At 34.6% G+C, this 16503-nt stretch carries 16 protein-coding genes and 1 pseudogene; 10 read left to right on the top strand and 7 right to left on the bottom strand.

Going from position 1 to position 16503, the window contains the following annotated elements; genetic code table 11:
- Positions 1 to 65 precede the first annotated feature (65 nt).
- Positions 66 to 1550, bottom strand: coding sequence for a copper-containing nitrite reductase (gene nirK / locus LNP81_RS18165; protein ID WP_160372959.1), 1485 nt, complete (start codon positions 1548 to 1550; stop codon positions 66 to 68).
- 372 nt (positions 1551 to 1922) lie between these two features.
- On the opposite strand from nirK, the gene ric reads away from it, so the two are divergent.
- The 9 genes and pseudogenes from ric (at position 1923) to nadA (ending at position 9898) form a co-directional block, all read left to right on the top strand.
- On the top strand, positions 1923 to 2651 hold the full coding sequence (gene ric / locus LNP81_RS18160) for an iron-sulfur cluster repair di-iron protein (protein WP_230038310.1): 729 nt from the start codon (positions 1923 to 1925) through the stop codon (positions 2649 to 2651).
- Between the two features lie 33 nt (positions 2652 to 2684).
- Positions 2685 to 5006, top strand: a pseudogene (locus LNP81_RS18155) (ribonucleoside triphosphate reductase).
- Positions 4990 to 5679, top strand: coding sequence for an anaerobic ribonucleoside-triphosphate reductase activating protein (locus LNP81_RS18150; protein ID WP_131423922.1), 690 nt, complete (start codon positions 4990 to 4992; stop codon positions 5677 to 5679). The pseudogene LNP81_RS18155 and the gene LNP81_RS18150 overlap by 17 nt, the downstream one beginning before the upstream one ends.
- Before the next feature lie 35 nt (positions 5680 to 5714).
- A complete protein-coding gene (locus LNP81_RS18145) occupies positions 5715 to 6179 on the top strand; it encodes a hemerythrin domain-containing protein (protein WP_230038309.1) in 465 nt (154 codons plus the stop codon).
- 11 nt (positions 6180 to 6190) lie between these two features.
- A complete protein-coding gene (locus LNP81_RS18140; protein ID WP_230038308.1) occupies positions 6191 to 6637 on the top strand; it encodes a hypothetical protein in 447 nt (148 codons plus the stop codon).
- A gap of 48 nt (positions 6638 to 6685) precedes the next feature.
- A complete protein-coding gene (locus LNP81_RS18135; RefSeq protein ID WP_230038307.1) occupies positions 6686 to 7897 on the top strand; it encodes a hypothetical protein in 1212 nt (403 codons plus the stop codon).
- A complete protein-coding gene (locus LNP81_RS18130) occupies positions 7894 to 8343 on the top strand; it encodes a CopD family protein (protein WP_230038305.1) in 450 nt (149 codons plus the stop codon). Before LNP81_RS18135 ends, LNP81_RS18130 begins: the two co-directional genes overlap by 4 nt.
- 33 nt (positions 8344 to 8376) lie before the next feature.
- Positions 8377 to 8811: an RrF2 family transcriptional regulator gene (locus LNP81_RS18125; RefSeq protein WP_230038303.1), complete on the top strand. Its 435-nt coding sequence runs from the start codon at positions 8377 to 8379 to the stop codon at positions 8809 to 8811.
- 157 nt (positions 8812 to 8968) lie between these two features.
- Positions 8969 to 9898 carry a quinolinate synthase NadA gene (gene nadA, locus LNP81_RS18120; protein ID WP_230038301.1) on the top strand — a complete coding sequence of 310 codons (930 nt, stop codon included), beginning with the start codon at positions 8969 to 8971 and terminating at the stop codon, positions 9896 to 9898.
- 7 nt (positions 9899 to 9905) lie between these two features.
- Here nadA and LNP81_RS18115 read toward each other — a convergent pair whose 3' ends face one another.
- Complete coding sequence (locus LNP81_RS18115) at positions 9906 to 10586, bottom strand: Crp/Fnr family transcriptional regulator (protein ID WP_230040924.1); 681 nt, start codon at positions 10584 to 10586, stop codon at positions 9906 to 9908.
- Positions 10587 to 10837: 251 nt separating this feature from the next.
- Positions 10838 to 12202, bottom strand: coding sequence for an oxygen-independent coproporphyrinogen III oxidase (gene hemN / locus LNP81_RS18110; RefSeq protein ID WP_230038298.1), 1365 nt, complete (start codon positions 12200 to 12202; stop codon positions 10838 to 10840).
- Between the two features lie 403 nt (positions 12203 to 12605).
- On the opposite strand from hemN, the gene LNP81_RS18105 reads away from it, so the two are divergent.
- A complete protein-coding gene (locus LNP81_RS18105; protein WP_160372970.1) occupies positions 12606 to 13202 on the top strand; it encodes a Crp/Fnr family transcriptional regulator in 597 nt (198 codons plus the stop codon).
- Positions 13203 to 13359: 157 nt separating this feature from the next.
- Here the strand turns inward: LNP81_RS18105 and LNP81_RS18100 are convergent, their stop codons facing one another.
- From LNP81_RS18100 to LNP81_RS18085, 4 genes are read right to left on the bottom strand one after another with little or no spacing between them, the layout of a single operon-like run.
- Entirely contained in the window at positions 13360 to 13743 is a 384-nt protein-coding gene (locus LNP81_RS18100) for a group III truncated hemoglobin (protein ID WP_230038296.1), read from the bottom strand.
- A gap of 23 nt (positions 13744 to 13766) precedes the next feature.
- A complete protein-coding gene (locus tag LNP81_RS18095) occupies positions 13767 to 14534 on the bottom strand; it encodes an ABC transporter permease subunit (RefSeq protein ID WP_056205588.1) in 768 nt (255 codons plus the stop codon).
- The gene (locus tag LNP81_RS18090) at positions 14518 to 15240 is read right to left on the bottom strand and encodes an ABC transporter ATP-binding protein (RefSeq protein ID WP_056205589.1); all 723 of its coding nucleotides are present in this window, start codon (positions 15238 to 15240) and stop codon (positions 14518 to 14520) included. Before LNP81_RS18090 ends, LNP81_RS18095 begins: the two co-directional genes overlap by 17 nt.
- A complete protein-coding gene (locus tag LNP81_RS18085; RefSeq protein ID WP_056205590.1) occupies positions 15237 to 16469 on the bottom strand; it encodes a nitrous oxide reductase family maturation protein NosD in 1233 nt (410 codons plus the stop codon). Before LNP81_RS18085 ends, LNP81_RS18090 begins: the two co-directional genes overlap by 4 nt.
- Positions 16470 to 16503: the final 34 nt, after the last annotated feature.

The following is a 16503-nucleotide window of genomic DNA, read 5'->3' as shown; positions in this document are numbered from 1 at the left end:
CACAGAATATAAATAGGATTGATATTGTTTTAAATACTGCCATCTGTTACTTTTTTTGATTTATTCTAATGTTCCTGGGCTACTTTTGGAGCAGGTTTGGCTCTAACAGCTTTTACTTTTGCCGGAGTTATTACTGTTTTATTATTGCCCCAACTGTTGTATATGTATGTCAGAACATCAGCAGCTTGCTCGTCAGTTAGGTTCTGACTGGTCATCACGTTATTGAATTTCTTGCCATTAACGGTGATCTCTCCACTTAATCCGTGCAATACCGCGCCAATAGCTCTATCTGGATTCGCATTCAGGTAATCTGATTTTGCCAATGGAGGAAAAGCATTCGGAATACCTTGTCCTTCAGATTGGTGACAGGCATAACAGGTACGGTCAAATAAATCTTTACCGGCTTTAATTTGTTCAGGAACAGTTTTTGCAACAGTAGTTTTAGGAACTGCTTTGCCTTTTGGCATACCTTGAATTGTCCCACCTTCTGGTAAATAAATTCCATCTTGTATGGTTCCAGAATACAATTTTTTATTTTCCTCGCCTTCAACTTTCAGCATTCCAAGTGCTCCTTTATTAAAGGCCCTAAAAATCGAGTGGTCTACCAGTATAAAAGTTCCCGGAACATCTACTTTAAACTCCACAATGGCCGAACCACCTGCAGGTATTAAGGTAGTTTGTACGTTTTCGTTGATCATATCCCCTCCTTCAATATGCACTTTGTCGAAAATTTCTCCAATAACATGGAAAGATGAGACCAAATTAGGACCTCCATTTCCCATATAAATACGGACAGTTTCACCAACTTTGGCCGTTAAAGACTTATCTCCGGCGAGAGCTCCAACTTTCCCATTGAAGACCACATAATCAGCTTGTTCCTTAATGGCTTTATCCATATCAAAAGGTTGAGAACCTTGTTCCCCATAACTGCCCTTGGTGTAAAAATCGCCTTGCATGATGTAATATTCTTTATCAACTGGTGGCAAGCCTCCTTCTGGTTCAACCAAAATCAACCCATACATTCCGTTAGCAATATGCATTCCAACTGGTGCTGTAGCACAATGATACACGTATAAACCGGGATTTAAGGTTTTGAAACTAAACACTTTTTCGTGACCTGGGGCAACCAACGATGAGGTTGCTCCTCCTCCTGGCCCGGTTACCGCGTGTAAATCAATATTGTGAGGCATTTTGTTATCCGGATGGTTTTTTAGGTGAAATTCTACTTCATCACCCACTCTGGTTCTGATAAAACTTCCGGGAACAGAACCCCCAAAAGTCCAATAGATATATTTTACACCATCTACCATTTCTCCTTCAATTTCCTTAATTTCCATATTGACCACTAATTTTGTAGCTTCACGGTCTCCTACTGCTTTCGGAACAAACGGAGGCGCCGTGAGTTCGGCAGTTTGCTGCCCTTTGGCCTCAATATTTTGATAATTTTTTGCTTCATCGCTTCCTCTTTTGCAAGAAAAAAATCCGACTAAAACAAGCAACATTATAAAAAACCCCCTTATTTGTCTGTTTAATTTAACACTGGTTTTCATATTATTTTGGTTTGAAATTTATAGTGTAAAAATAAAGGATAAAAATATCCTTTATTATGATATTTGTCATATTCACTATTTTTAAAAAACTCCAAAAGAAAAGATATTTACAGCTGACTATTTTCCTTTAAAAATAAAAATGGTTAAGGTCACTTTAAAAAAATATTTAAAAAAATGCAGTCTTATGATTTAAATCATATTCTGCATTTTATAATTATACGAATTTTACAATATCAAATAATACATTAAATAATAATAAGACAACTGGATAACAAAATAAATGATGAAGTGTGTTTAATTAAAAGACAAAATACTCTTTTATTAAGATCATCATCGTTTAATCATTTACAAATTATAATCTAAATAAAAATTATGGAAACTTTAGAACAAATTACAATCGGAGAATACGTGGCAAAAGATTTTAGAACAGCAGCCTTGTTCTCAAAATACGGAATAGATTTTTGCTGTAACGGAAACAGAAGCATTGAAGAAGCCTGCCAGAAAAAAGCAGTGACTGCAGATGTTTTATTACAGGAAATTGAAACAGTTCTATCATCAAAAAGCGATTCAGGAATTGATTACAATGCCTGGCCGATTGATTTATTGGCTGATTATATTGAAAAAAAGCATCACAGATATGTATCAGAAAAAACACCAATACTGCTGCAGTTTTTAGATAAGCTCAGCAGAGTGCATGGCGCAAAACATCCTGAACTATTATTAATAAATGAGCTTTTTAAAGGCTGCGCAGGAGAATTGGCACAACATATGAAAAAAGAAGAGCTGATTTTGTTCCCATTTATAAAAAAAATGATTCATGCTACTCTATCTGATGAATTAATTGAGCTGCCTCATTTTGAAACAATTCAAAATCCAATTGCTATGATGATGCACGAGCACGACGCCGAAGGTGTCCGTTTTAGAAAAATAGCAGAATTAACTAACAATTATACACCGCCAGCCGATGGCTGTAATACTTATAAAGTTACGTTTGCAATGCTAGAAGAATTTGAGCAGGATTTGCATAAACACATTCATTTGGAGAATAATATTTTATTTCCAAAAGCTGCCAAACTTGAAAAAGACTTTACAGCTCAATAATAAGTAGCTTTCAATCACTAAGAACCAACAACTATGGAAAATTATGTCATCAAAAGAAATGGAAAGTATCAGCCATTTGAAAGTTATAAGATCAAAGATGCAATTGAAAAAAATTTTCAGAGTGTCTCTATAGCTGTTGATGAAAGTGTTTTTGAAAGTGTGGCTATACAACTCGAAAACAAAGAAGTATGGTCTGTTGAAGAAATTCAGGATGTAATCGAAAAAAAATTATTCGATAAAAACCATTTTGATGCCATGCGCTCCTTTATGCTATACCGACACACCAGAAAGCTGCAACGCGAACATCTTGAAGGATTGAATGATGACACAACTTATGTCGACAGCACCCAAACGATTGAAGAATACATACAACAAACAGATTGGCGGATCAACGCCAACGCCAACACCTCTTATTCGAACGCAGGATTGGTTAGCAATGTAGCAGGAAAAGTTATCGCAAATTATTGGCTGGATAAAGTGTATTCTAAAGAAGAAGGCTATGCACACCGCAATGGTGATATTCACATTCACGATTTGGATTGCCTCACGGGCTATTGTGCGGGTTGGAGTTTGCGTGTATTGTTAAATGAAGGTTTCAATGGAGTCAGAGGCCGGGTGGAAAGCAAACCGCCATCTCATTTTAGGGAAGCTTTAGGACAGATGGCAAATTTTCTGGGGATTTTGCAAAGCGAATGGGCAGGTGCACAAGCCTTTAGTTCTTTTGACACCTATTTGGCTCCTTATGTATTCAAAGACGATCTCCTTTATGATGACGTTTTAAAAGCGGTACGAAGTTTTGTGTACAACCTGAATGTTCCCGCACGCTGGGGACAATCTCCCTTTACTAATATCACTTTAGACTGGGTTGTTCCTGAGGATTTAAAAGCACAAATTCCGACTAAAAATGATTGTCATATTTTTGAAAAGAACAATAGTACAGACCTATTGGCAAGGGCTAAAAGCAGAGGAGTTTCTGAAGTTACTAATTTACGATACGAGCATTTTCAAAAAGAAATGAATCTAATCAATAAAGCGTATTATACCGTAATGACAGAAGGTGATGCCAATGGGCAGCCCTTTACCTTCCCTATTCCAACGGTTAATATTACCGAAGAATTTGACTGGGATGGAGAGAACACAAACCTGCTTTTTGAAAACACAGCGAAAATTGGTTCTTCTTATTTTCAAAATTTCATTGGAAGCCAATATGTTTTGGACGAAAATGGCAATCAAATAGAAAATGAAAATGCCTACAAGCCCAATGCTGTTCGCAGTATGTGCTGCCGTTTGCAACTCGATTTGCGCGAACTACTAAAACGTGGAAACGGACTTTTTGGAAGCGCTGAAATGACAGGAAGTATTGGCGTGGTAACTATTAATATGGCTCGTTTAGGTTATTTATTCAAAGGAAACAAAGCAGCTTTATTTCAACAATTGGACAAGCTTTTATTGATTTCCAAATCAACTTTAGAGAAAAAAAGAACTTTTATTCAGGGAATGTACGATCGTGGATTGTATCCCTACACCAAACGGTATTTACAACATTTCAGAAATCACTTTTCAACTATTGGTGTAAACGGAATGAACGAAATGATACAGAATTTTACCCATAATGAAGACGACATAACTTCTGAAACTGGTATTGAACTTGCTTCTGAAATTCTGGAACACATCCGGGACAGAATGAAGCAGTATCAGGAAGAAACTGGAAATCTTTATAATTTAGAAGCCACTCCGGCAGAAGGAACCACATACCGATTTGCCAAAGAGGATAAAAAACGTTTTGACGATATTATTCAGGCGGGAGCAGAAAAAAATATTTACTACACAAATAGTTCCCAAATCCCTGTAGATTTTACCCAGGATCCATTTGAAGCTTTGATGCTTCAGGACCAATTGCAATGCAAATACACAGGAGGAACCGTTTTGCATTTGTATATGAGCGAAAGAATAAGCTCACCTGAAGCTTGCAAAAATTTTGTAAAAAAAGTGATTACTAATTTTAAATTGCCTTACATCACAGTAACACCTGTATTTAGTGTTTGCCCTGTTCATGGTTATCTAAACGGAGAGCATGAATATTGCCCAAAATGCGATGAAATTATCATTGAAGAAAAAACAAAGCTTATAGATATTTGAAAAAACCACATCGCAAATTTTACACAATTCATAACTAAAAAAACAGCAAATATGAAACTAACAACCAACGCGATTTTAGAACAAAATCAAGAAGTTCGCACCAAATGCCTGGTGTACACAAGAGTAATGGGCTACCACAGACCCGTAGAAAGTTTTAATATCGGAAAAAAAGGTGAACACAAACAGCGAACCCATTTCAATGAAGCAAAATGTTAGTGCCCCTATTTACAGTATTACACCGTTTACTTTATTAGATTATCCGCACCAATCAGCTTGCATTTTTTGGTTTGCAGGCTGTAATATGCGGTGTTTGTATTGCTATAATCCAGAAATTGTATACGGAAAAGGACGTATTACTTTTGATAAAGCACTTCAATTCCTCAAAAGCAGGGTTAATCTATTGGACGCCGTAGTTTTTAGCGGAGGTGAATGTCTGTTACATAAAAAGGCTGTTTCGTTTATTAAAGAAGTCAAAAAAATGGGTTTTTTGATCAAAATTGACACCAATGGATCACGGCCGGACATATTGGAAGAACTGATTCAAAAAGAACTCATTAATTATGTAGCACTTGATTTTAAAGCAATGCCTGCGAAATTTGCAAAGATAACCCAATCAAAACTTTTCATTCCCTTTGCAAAATCATTACTTTTATTGCTTCATCATACAGTACCTTTTGAAGTTCGTACAACAGTGCACTCTGATTTATTAAACAAAAGAGATATTCAGGAAATGGTGTTTTTTCTGGAAAATTTGGGATATTCAGGAAATTATTACATTCAGCATTTTATTAATGGATCCTCGACAATAGAAAAACTTGGGCATTCTTTTAAAGAATTGGAAAACCAAAATATTGGTACAGAGAAAATTAAAATTCATTTTAGAGGATAGTAATTTATTTTTTTAAATCAATCAATTTTAAGCAAATGAAATCAACTACTCCCATCAAAAGAGCTCCGGAATTAAGGCCTTTAAGCCACGACCACCATCATGGTCTGCTGCTTTGCTGGAAAATTAAAACTGGAATGGCGAAAAATATTGACCTGCAGCGCATCAAAAAATACGTCGATTGGTTTTATGAAATTTATTTAAAGACGCATTTTGAGCTGGAGGAAAAATACGTTTTCACGATCTTAGAAGCAGATAACGCGCTCATTGAGCAGGCTTTGAAAGAACACAGAACGTTAAACGAATTATTTGAAAGTACTTCAGATCTGGAAATAAATTTAAAAAGAATCGAAAAAGAGTTAGACTCTCATATCCGCTTTGAAGAGCGTGTTTTATTTGCTGAAATTCAAAAAGCAGCCACAAAGGAACAATTAAAAAAAATAGAAGAAATACATTCAAAGGAAGCTTTTATAGAAAATGAAGATGCTGATTTTTGGAGCTAAAATTTAACAAAATGACAAAAATAAAACTAGTATTATTTTTATTGGCCATTGTATCTATCGGATCATGCCAAAAAAACAAAGAAGATCAAACATCTAAAGAAGCAAATGAAATAAATTCAGTTTCGGAAAAAAATACCGAAACAGCCGCGGAAGTGAGCCTGAACAAAGGACAATTATGGGAAGCCAACCCAGAAACTACTGAAGGGATTACTACTTTACAAAAAATAATTCTGGAATCAGGCGAAGAAGAAAGCGCATTGATTTTGAAAGAGAAACTGAAATCTGAGTTTGCCATGATTTTTAAAAAATGTACAATGAAAGGTGAAGCTCACAATCAGTTACACAACTATTTGATTCCGTTAAAATTAAAAATTGATAATCTTGAGGATTCCAATAAAGCTGAAATTAAAAAAGAGATCCAGGCTCATTTAGAGCAATATAAGCTTTTTTTCATTTAAAGCATGAACACACTTTTAAGCATCAAGAATTAAATCCTTTATAAAATCATGAAGAAGAGTTGGTTACTCTGTACTTTTTCTAATTTTTTCATCGCTTCACTGATGGGACTGTTGCTGCGATGGATGTATGTTGCACCAATCCCCGGAGTCAATTTTCAGTTTTTAATGCACGGCCATTCACACGTGGCGATGTTAGGCTGGGTCTATATGATGTTGTACTGTTTGATTTTTCATTTTTTTGTTCCAAAAGAAAAACATCAAAAACCCATCTACAACCAATTATTCTGGATAACAGAACTGGCCGTAGTCGGAATGATGATTGATTTTCCTGCTCAAGGATATGCTTTTGTTTCTATTCTTTTTTCGACTTTGCATATTTTTTTCAGCTACTATTTTTGTTATTTAATTATAAAGGATGCCAATCCAACAACTCTGGCTGAAAAAAAGCTGCTTCGTGCGGCTTTGTTTTTCATGATTTTTTCTACTTTGGGTGTCTGGTGCCTGGGTCCTGCAGTTTCATTGTTAGGTAAAGCAAGCGCTTTTTATCAAATTGCGATTCAGTTTTTTCTTCATTTTCAATTTAATGGCTGGTTCTTGTTTGCCATTTTGGCTTTGTTTTTCAAACAGGCAAAACTTATTATTGAAGCTAAAAAATTCAGGATATTTTATAATTTATTTGTTGCTTCTACTTTTTTAACATTGGCTTTGCCGGTAAGCTGGTATTTGCCTAACCCGGTTTTTTATTGGTTAAATGCTCTTGGAGTAATGCTTCAGCTATATGCTGCGGTACTTTTTATACAATTTATCCGCCCGCAGTTTCAGTCCTTTTTTGCTATTTTACCAACGATCATAAAAATAGTTTATGGTTTTGCTTTGTTTTCATTGGCTTTAAAAGTCGTTATTCAACTGGTGGTTTTGTTTCCGGAATTGGCACAGGTATCCCATCAGATTCGTAATTTTGTCATTGGATACATTCACTTGACTATGTTGGGAATTATTACAGGTTTCCTGTTTGGATTTGCATTACAAAATGATTTTTTAAATTCGAGAAACCGTATTCAAACATGGGGAATCGCAATTTTTTTATTCGGATTTTTTACAACTGAAATTCTTTTGTTTCTTCAGGGCATTTGGTTTTTCTTGGGTGAAGGTAGTTTACCGAATTATTATCAAAATCTATTCTTATCCAGTATTTTTATGCCAGCAGGCCTTATAATGCTATCTGTTAAAATTGTGAAACTAAAACCTAAAACTATATGAGCCACCATTTATTGTTAATCATCCATCTTTTGAGTGCCGCCATTTGGGTTGGTGGTCATTTGTTGCTTGTCTTTGGTTTTTTGCCACAAGCATTAAAAGAAAAAAATCAGAATATAATTCTCGATTATGAAAGAAAGTATGAACCTGTTGGCATGACTGCTCTGGTTTTGCTGGTCATTACCGGAATTTTAATGGCCTATAAATATGGTGTTAGCATCGAATATTGGTTTCAGTTCGAGACACCTATAGAAAAAGTTGTTTCAACAAAATTAGCTCTTTTATTATTGACGGTTCTTTTTGCTTTGAGTGCTCAATTTAGAGTGCTGCCAAAACTTGAAAAAAATGCTGAGAAGTTACCTGAAATGACCTTTCATATTCTATTGGTTACCATAATTGGGGTTTTGATGGTTGTTTTTGGATCTTTTGTGCGTTATGGCGGGCTTTGATTTATATGATTTATACATTACAAAAAAAAGATTATGTTCTCTAAAACATGTGAATATGGCATTCGTGCAGCTATTTTTATTGCTTTTCAATCCTATCAGGACAATCGCATCGGCTTGAAAGAAATTGCCAAAAAAATCGATTCTCCGGAGGCTTTTACAGCCAAAATTCTTCAAATCCTATCGCGAGACAATATTATTAAATCTATAAAAGGAGTGGGCGGAGGTTTTGAAATTTCCAAAGAGAATATGAAAGAAATAACATTAGCGCAAATAGTTAATTCTTTGGATGGCGATCGCATTTTGACCGGTTGTGCATTAGGATTAAGTAATTGTTCTGAAGACCATCCTTGTCCGATGCACGATAAATTTATATCTATTCGCAATGATTTGGTTTTCACGCTTGAAAATACAAATCTGGAAGAATTGGCTTTGGGTATTAAATCGGGAGACACCTTCCTTAGGTATTAATTTTAGTGTCATAATGAAAGCTTTGTTTGATTGAATTTCCGAAAAACGAGCAAAACTTAATTTTCAAAAAACTTACCGATTTTAAAAACCCAACATATGTATCAGCATCAACTCTTTTGTTTTAAAATAAAAGAGAATAATTAAAAATAATTTAATAATGAAAAACCTTAAAGAGCGAATACTGAAATTAAAAAAAGAGAAGAATGCAGTTATTCTGGCACATTACTATCAGGAATCCGATATTCAGGATGTTTCAGATTATGTGGGTGACAGCCTGGGATTGTCACAAGAAGCAATGCAGGTGCATGCTGATATAATTGTTTTTGCAGGAGTACATTTTATGGCTGAGACTGCAAAAATTTTAAATCCAGGTAAAAAAGTTATTCTTCCCGATTTGAATGCTGGCTGCTCGTTGGCTGACTCTTGTCCCGCTAATTTATTTCAACAATTTACCCAAGCCCATCCAGACCACATTGTTATTACATATGTGAATTGTTCTGCAGAGGTTAAAGCTTTAACTGACATTGTGGTAACTTCTTCTAATGCCGTTAAAATCGTCAATTCTATACCAAAAGACAAACCCATTATTTTTGCTCCCGATAAAAATTTGGGAAAATATGTAATGGAACAAACAGGCAGGGAAATGTTGCTTTGGGACGGTGCATGTGTGGTTCATGAAGCATTTTCATTTGATAAATTAATTGAATTGTACAAACAAAATCCAGATGCGCAAATTATTGCCCATCCTGAATCTGAAACACATATTTTAAAAACAGCCAGCTATATTGGTTCGACTGCAGGAATGATTGAATATGTTAAAACCAATCCGGGTACCAAATTTATTGTGGCTACAGAAGTGGGAATCCTTCATAAGATGAAACTGGAAGTTCCTTATAAAATATTGATACCGGCACCTTCAAACGAAGACAACACTTGTGCCTGCAGCCAATGTGGCTACATGAAAGTAAATACGTTACAAAAATTATACGACTGCTTGCTTAATGAAACGCCTGAAATTAAAGTTCCTGCTGATATAATGAAAAAAGCGTTTGTTCCTATTGAAAGAATGCTGGAATTATCCAAATGATGTTATGTTAGCTGGCTTCTTTTTTTAATCCCTTAATATCCTTTAAAAAAATCAGCTTTCCTTTTAATTCGATCAGCCCTGATTTTTTAAACTCAGAAAGCATTCGGATGCAACTCTCGGTGGCTGTACCGATCATTCCGGCCAATTCCTCTCTTGATAATTGCACTTTTAAGGATTGATCAGCATTTACACCAAAAGTGTCACTAAGATATAATAACTTTTCAGCCAATCTTTCCTTAACAGTTTTCTGTACCATATCCACAGTATGCTCATCCGCATGTTTCAAATCATCACAAACAGACTGCATTAAGTTCATTGAAAACTGATTGTTATTATTAAAAAATTGAATGATTTCAGATTTTGGAATAAAACAGACTTCCATATCAGCAATTGCTGTAGCCGACAAGTTTGCAGGTTCATTGCTGATCATTGAACGTTGCCCTAAAAGTTCACCCGCCTTAACAAGTTTAACAACCTGGTCCCTGCCATTGGCACTTAATTTAGAAAGTTTTCCAATACCATCTTTGATACAGAAAACCCCATTAATTACTTCTCCTTCCTCTATTATAGCCTCCCCTTTTTTAATTACCTGAGTGCTTTTACTATTTGCCAATTGTATGATTTGCTCTTTGTTTAGTGCTTTCAATGCACTAAGCTGTCTTACAATACATTGATCGCATTTATTCATAGTAATTTTTTGCTGCAAAAGTAGAATAATTAGAGTTACTACACTACATTACTTGAAAAATTTGAATAATTTTCTTTTCCAGCGAAATTATTATTTAAGATTGATACAGTGGCTACTGGCATATCGATGTGATCTTAAATCCAGAAAGTAGTTAAACGAATCGACCCTGCCAGGATATCATGTTTGATAATTAGCGTAACTAGAAAATTTCAGAATATGAGTCAATTTGTGCAAGGAATTCCATTAATAGTTTAGACTGTCATTGAAAAAAGATTAGTTTCGGGAGATTTTCTTTTCAAATGCAAATCGAAAGCCATACAAATATTACGGACGAAAGGTCTGCCTGCATCTGTGATCTTGATTCTATTTTCTTCGATAATTACCAGATTATCATTTTCCAATTCCTTTAAATCGGATAAAACACTTTGTAATTCGTCAAAATAAAAAGCCTTATCATTCCACGAAGTTTCAAATTGACAAGTTAAATTGAGAATATGTTTGCGAATAATTAAATCCTCCTTGTCAAGTATATGCCCTTTGACAACAGGAAGTTGGTCGGATTCCAATAGTTGATAATATTCTTCCAATCTCTTTGTATTTTGAGCAAAACTGTACCAACTATCACTGATAGCTGAAACTCCCAATCCAATCATTAACTGGGTTTTTGACGAGCTATATCCCATAAAATTGCGATGCAATTCCCCAGTATGACCAGCCTTATATAAACTATCCGAAGCTAAAGCAAAGTGATCCATCCCAATTTCGTGATATCCGTTTTGAGAAAGCAGGTTTTTTCCTGTCTCATATAATTTTCTTTTTTCTACATCTTTTGGAAGATCTGCCTCATTGAATCCACGTTGTCCATTTCCTTTGATCCAGGGCGTATGCGCATAGCTGTAAAAAGCCAATCGATCTGGTTTTAAAGAATTTGTTTTTTCGATGGTGTCCACAATGTTTTCAATTGTTTGAAAAGGCAATCCAAAAATAATATCGTGTCCTATTGAGGTATAACCAATTTCTTTTGCCCAAAAGGTGACTTTTGCCACATTGTGAAATGGCTGAATTCTGTGAATGGCTTTCTGGACTTTTGCCGCGTAGTCCTGAACGCCAAAACTTACTCTGCGAAACCCTAGATTATATAATTTTTTAAGCTGCTCATAAGTCGTATTGTTGGGATGGCCTTCAAAACTGAACTCATGACTTTCAGCTTTATCGGCTAGACTAAAAATACCGTTTATAAGTTTTTCTAAATTATCTGATGAGAAAAAAGTAGGAGTTCCGCCTCCCAGATGAATTTCTTTTATGATTGGTCTTTCAGAAGCCAGTCCACAGTAAATACTCCATTCTTTTAAAACAGCGATGATGTATTTTTCTTCTACTGAATGATTTTTAGTAATTCGTTTGTTGCACCCGCAAAAAGTGCACAAACTTTCACAAAAAGGCAAATGAATATATAGGCTGATCCCATTTTGTGAATTGCTCTCCAAAAATGATTTTTGAAAAGAAATCTTCCATTCCTCTATTGAAAAAAGTATTTCATTCCAGTACGGAACAGTTGGATAACTGGTATATCTGGGACCTGGAACATTATATTTTTGAATTAAAGACTTTGACATAATTTTAATTTTAGAAATTAGGAAGAAAATGAAATAGAACTTTTTTTAATTGAAATGAATCTTTTTAGCTATTACCATTCTAATGCATTACAAATATCCGAAGTATACTGCTTTTGTAATATGATAAATATCATAACACTGCAGATTACACAATGACTTCCAAAAGATTAGCTACCAGTTTAAATTAAAAATATCTTTTTATAAATCTTTAATTTAACACCTATTCTAGCTACAACAAAACTTTCAAAACCTAATATTTATCATGTTTTTTTTATACCTGATTTCTTTTCTTTGCTTAAAACAAATAACACCGCATTTATGAAAATCAATAATAACCGCAGGCGCTGTCTTCAAGCGATGAAATATTTAGCATCATTTATAAATGCATATAACTTTAGAAAAAATGCATATTGATACAGATTTGCTATTCACTTGGGGGGCTGTTGCAAAAAAAACACCCAAAAACTGTATCATATTTTATGAAAACGATCCTCCCCTATACTTCTATCAGATTCTTGAGGGGACTGTAAAAATGACCTATACCAATGAAGACGGAAAAGACCTGACAGTAGGAATTTTTGAAAATGGAAGCAGTTTTGGCGAACCGCCCCTCTTTATTGATCAGCCTTATCCAGCCTCAGCAGTAGCACAGACCGATTGTGTGCTCTTAAAACTTTCAAAAGCCAACTTCTTTTTGCTTCTTGAAGAAAATCCAAAAATCCAATCGAAAATATTAAAAGTCTTTGCCTGGAGAATTTACAATAAAATAGTATTTTCAAAAAATATAATTAATCATAAACCTGAGTATCGGGTACAGTATTTTCTCGATAATTTAAAAAAACAGCAGAATATTCCCCCAAATCAAAGACTGAAAATTCAGTATACCCGTCAGGAAATTGCAGATTTTACTGGTTTGCGCGTTGAGACGGTCATTCGGACAATTTCTATTATGAACAAGAAAAAAAAAATAGAAATTATAGATCATAAAATATTTTATTGAAATTTCTTAAATACTTTAATATATGATTCAGATCATATATCTTTTTTAAATATTTTTCTTTCTTTGTGGAGGTTAAATGAAAATTATTAATTCAGCTCTAATAGCATTTAATTTAAAAACGGCCGCTCTTCGAGCGCCCGTTTTTTACTTTATCACTTTATTTTACTACTTTATTCATCATCATTTTCGAAATACTCTGAGCCCTAATCTTTACTTCTGATGCTTTTGGTCCTTCAAATAAATCATCAACAGTTTTTTTCCACAACTTATTCCAATGTTTAAAATGAGTTTCAGTTAAGGGGCTTTTCTGATTTAAAATCCAATGCTTCATCATCGGGTTTCCTTCAAAATTTCCGGAATGAAAAAGGATATTATCCCAAAAATCATACATAATTGGAAGATGTTTTTCCCAATTAACATTCGCCACTTTGGTAAATAAATATCCGATAGTAGCATCTGTCTGAACCTTACCATAAAAAGCATCAACCAATATTTTGATATCCTGTCTGTTTTTAATATCTGTTTTTATCTTCTCCTTCATAATTGAGTATTAAATATTAATTGTTAAAGATCTTTTTTATTAAATTTTCTGACTGAAATAAAAAAAGGTATCGCAATCCATAAAATCAATAGAAAAAAAGAGATAATCAATCCAATAGTTGTCCCAAAAAAATCTTTAAAAATTGCGCCTGTGTAACCCATCATAGCTGACTGATCAAGATGTAAGAGAATCTGAATACGTGCAAGATCTATTGGGCTCAGGGCCGTTACCCCCACCATTGCCTCTTCAATAGGATACTCGGCAAACTGAAACAACAGAAATAAAACCAAAGCGTCAAATAGTATTGCAAAATACATCCAAAACATAATCGCTACACCAATTCCTTTTGCTTTATCACGAGTCAAAATACAGCTCAAAAAAGCTAAAGACACAAAAACAGCCGAGATTAAACATCCTGACAAAAGCATCATAACACCTGAAGCATCAGGCGCATTAATTACAAGGGGGATTCCCGCACCCAGCAAAAAAGCCAAAATCATTGCAATGGAAAGCCCGGCAAATAAACTGATCCATATTTTTTTTCGCCTTAATGGCTGGCTGAGTAACAGTTCAATAAATTCAGAACTGTTATAAATATATATCGTCGAAAAAAGTATCGAAACTAATGGAACTGTAAATAAAATTACATTCAAAATTGTCAACAGCCCTTTAGCAGAATTGTCTTCAAGGCCAAAAGATCCCCAGGAGAGCAAGGCCAAAACAAAAGTGTAACTCAGAACGATTTTATTTTTAAGAATATCCAACAATACAATTTTAATGATCCTGTTCATGACTCTTTTGCTTTAAAATTTTAGATATGGCTTTTGAAATTTTGATTTCACCCGTTGATTCAAGCAGTTCGTTTATATTTCTATGAAAATGCACTTTACCATCCTGCATAAAAATAATCTGGGTAATCATATCGTCAAGTTCGCTTAACAAATGAGAGGTAATCAAAATTAATTTTCCTTTTTCCTTTTCTTTAATAATTTTCTCCTTCAGGATTTCTGATGCCAGGGGATCCAATCCTGCAGTTGGCTCATCAAGTATAAGGACGTCAGGGTTAAAAAGAAAGGCTAATGTTGCACTTACTTTTTGGGTTGTTCCGCCGGAAAGCGTGCGCATTTGTTTATCATCCATCTTATCAAGTTTAAAAGCTTTAACTAAATCTTCATCCAGAATGTCTTTCGAATTCCTGATTTGCTTGATCATGGCAATAATTTGTCCAATAGTCATATGATCTGGATAGCGGCCTATCTGAGGCATATAGCCAATATTATTTCTATATTCAAACTTTCTAAGAATAGATTCTTTATTGAATAAAATATCACCGCTGTCCGGTAAAACCATTCCCAGGATGGATTTTATCAAGGTCGTTTTTCCGCAACCATTTGGACCAATAAGTGCAATGCACTCACCTGCGTTAAATTTCAGGTTTACATTTTGCAATACCTGAAGCTTGCCAAATTTTTTGTTTATATTTTGTAAAGTAATCATAACACAAGAGATTTCATTTCGGGGGTTTGGTCAACAAAATTATCCGGGGTAATACTTGGCAGAATCTTTTCTGACTTATCAAGAAGCGTAATCATAAAGCTCCTGAATAATAACATTGCAGAGGGATTGTTTTCTGTAAGCACTGCAAAAAGGCTCAAAGGGTGAAAAGGTACATCTCCAATTCCGTCCTTATTAAGGTCATAACCTTCATATTTATCCCAATAATTATTATTGAAATGGTTAAGAACTAAACTGCCATTGGTGCTTATATCAAATGTATTGGCGATAAAATTATTAAAGGAAATTTCGTTTTCCATACAGCTTGCCTGAATTTTCATACCCCACCCGTTATCTCTAAAAATATTTTTTGAGAGGGCTACCCGGCTGGTTCCTTCCATATAAATTCCCGAAGTATTTCTGATGAATTTGTTTCCTATGATGTAACTATCAGAAATTTCTTTTAGCAATAAACCATACGCGGCATCTCCCCAGTTTTCTGCAAAATAATTATGGAACATTTTTACATTTTTGGTAAACATGACTGCCACTCCTGCCCCATTATTTTTAAACACATTGGAGATGTACGAATCATCATTAGAAAACATAAAATGAAGTCCGTATCGAATATTACTCTTTGAGATGTTCCTCCAAATAATAGAATTAGACACAAATTCAAAGTAAATCCCGTCCCGATGTCCTGAGACTTGGTTTCCGACAATTTGCAGGTTTTCACTTTTCCAGCAATGAATGCCATTCCCAATACGCTGCTCTTGTTTTTGATGGGCTTTTATTGTGTTATTTTTTATAATACAGCCAATTCCTTTTTGAACATAAATACCAAAAAAATTATTCTCCAGAATATTTTCTTTTATGGTAACCCCTGTTTTGTTATATATTTTAATACCGCAGGGATCATTCAGGGAGGCATACCCTGAATTTATGACTTTAAAACCTGCAATGGTTACACTATCAGCTTTGATAGAAACCACTTCATATTTTTTTTGGCCATCGAGGATAGGAAAGCCAATTCCCTGCAATATTATTTTTTTATCTATCACTATGTTTCCTTCTCTATAAACACCTTTGTAAACCAACACCGTATCGCCGGGATTGGCCAGTTGTATAGCTTTTTTTATGGTTTTTATGGCTCTATTTTTTCCTACTTCAATCTTTTGAGAATGAAGACAGGTAAAAAAAAATGAGAAGCAAAGACAGAGAAGTATTTTCATGTTTAATTGATTGTAATTAGCATTTTCGTCCCAA

This window comes from Flavobacterium piscisymbiosum (assembly GCF_020905295.1).
Taxonomy (GTDB): Bacteria; Bacteroidota; Bacteroidia; order Flavobacteriales; family Flavobacteriaceae; genus Flavobacterium; species Flavobacterium piscisymbiosum.
The sequence above is the reverse complement of the archived record's forward strand: the minus strand, read 5'-3'. Positions and strand labels throughout refer to the sequence as shown.

Excerpts from the sequence above, each read along its gene's own strand:
- LNP81_RS18130 (WP_230038305.1), top strand. The coding sequence starts at position 7,894 with ATGAGCCACCATTTATTGTTAATCATCCATCTTTTGAGTGCCGCCATT.
- LNP81_RS18125 (WP_230038303.1), top strand. The coding sequence starts at position 8,377 with ATGTTCTCTAAAACATGTGAATATGGCATTCGTGCAGCTATTTTTATT.
- LNP81_RS18150 (WP_131423922.1), top strand. The coding sequence starts at position 4,990 with ATGAAGCAAAATGTTAGTGCCCCTATTTACAGTATTACACCGTTTACT.
- nadA (WP_230038301.1), top strand. The coding sequence starts at position 8,969 with ATGAAAAACCTTAAAGAGCGAATACTGAAATTAAAAAAAGAGAAGAAT.
- LNP81_RS18100 (WP_230038296.1), bottom strand. The coding sequence starts at position 13,743 with ATGAAGGAGAAGATAAAAACAGATATTAAAAACAGACAGGATATCAAA.
- nirK (WP_160372959.1), bottom strand. The coding sequence starts at position 1,550 with ATGAAAACCAGTGTTAAATTAAACAGACAAATAAGGGGGTTTTTTATA.
- LNP81_RS18115 (WP_230040924.1), bottom strand. The coding sequence starts at position 10,586 with ATGAATAAATGCGATCAATGTATTGTAAGACAGCTTAGTGCATTGAAA.
- LNP81_RS18090 (WP_056205589.1), bottom strand. The coding sequence starts at position 15,240 with ATGATTACTTTACAAAATATAAACAAAAAATTTGGCAAGCTTCAGGTA.
- LNP81_RS18085 (WP_056205590.1), bottom strand. The coding sequence starts at position 16,469 with ATGAAAATACTTCTCTGTCTTTGCTTCTCATTTTTTTTTACCTGTCTT.
- hemN (WP_230038298.1), bottom strand. The coding sequence starts at position 12,202 with ATGTCAAAGTCTTTAATTCAAAAATATAATGTTCCAGGTCCCAGATAT.
- LNP81_RS18105 (WP_160372970.1), top strand. The coding sequence starts at position 12,606 with ATGCATATTGATACAGATTTGCTATTCACTTGGGGGGCTGTTGCAAAA.
- LNP81_RS18145 (WP_230038309.1), top strand. The coding sequence starts at position 5,715 with ATGAAATCAACTACTCCCATCAAAAGAGCTCCGGAATTAAGGCCTTTA.
- LNP81_RS18140 (WP_230038308.1), top strand. The coding sequence starts at position 6,191 with ATGACAAAAATAAAACTAGTATTATTTTTATTGGCCATTGTATCTATC.
- LNP81_RS18095 (WP_056205588.1), bottom strand. The coding sequence starts at position 14,534 with ATGAACAGGATCATTAAAATTGTATTGTTGGATATTCTTAAAAATAAA.
- LNP81_RS18135 (WP_230038307.1), top strand. The coding sequence starts at position 6,686 with ATGAAGAAGAGTTGGTTACTCTGTACTTTTTCTAATTTTTTCATCGCT.
- ric (WP_230038310.1), top strand. The coding sequence starts at position 1,923 with ATGGAAACTTTAGAACAAATTACAATCGGAGAATACGTGGCAAAAGAT.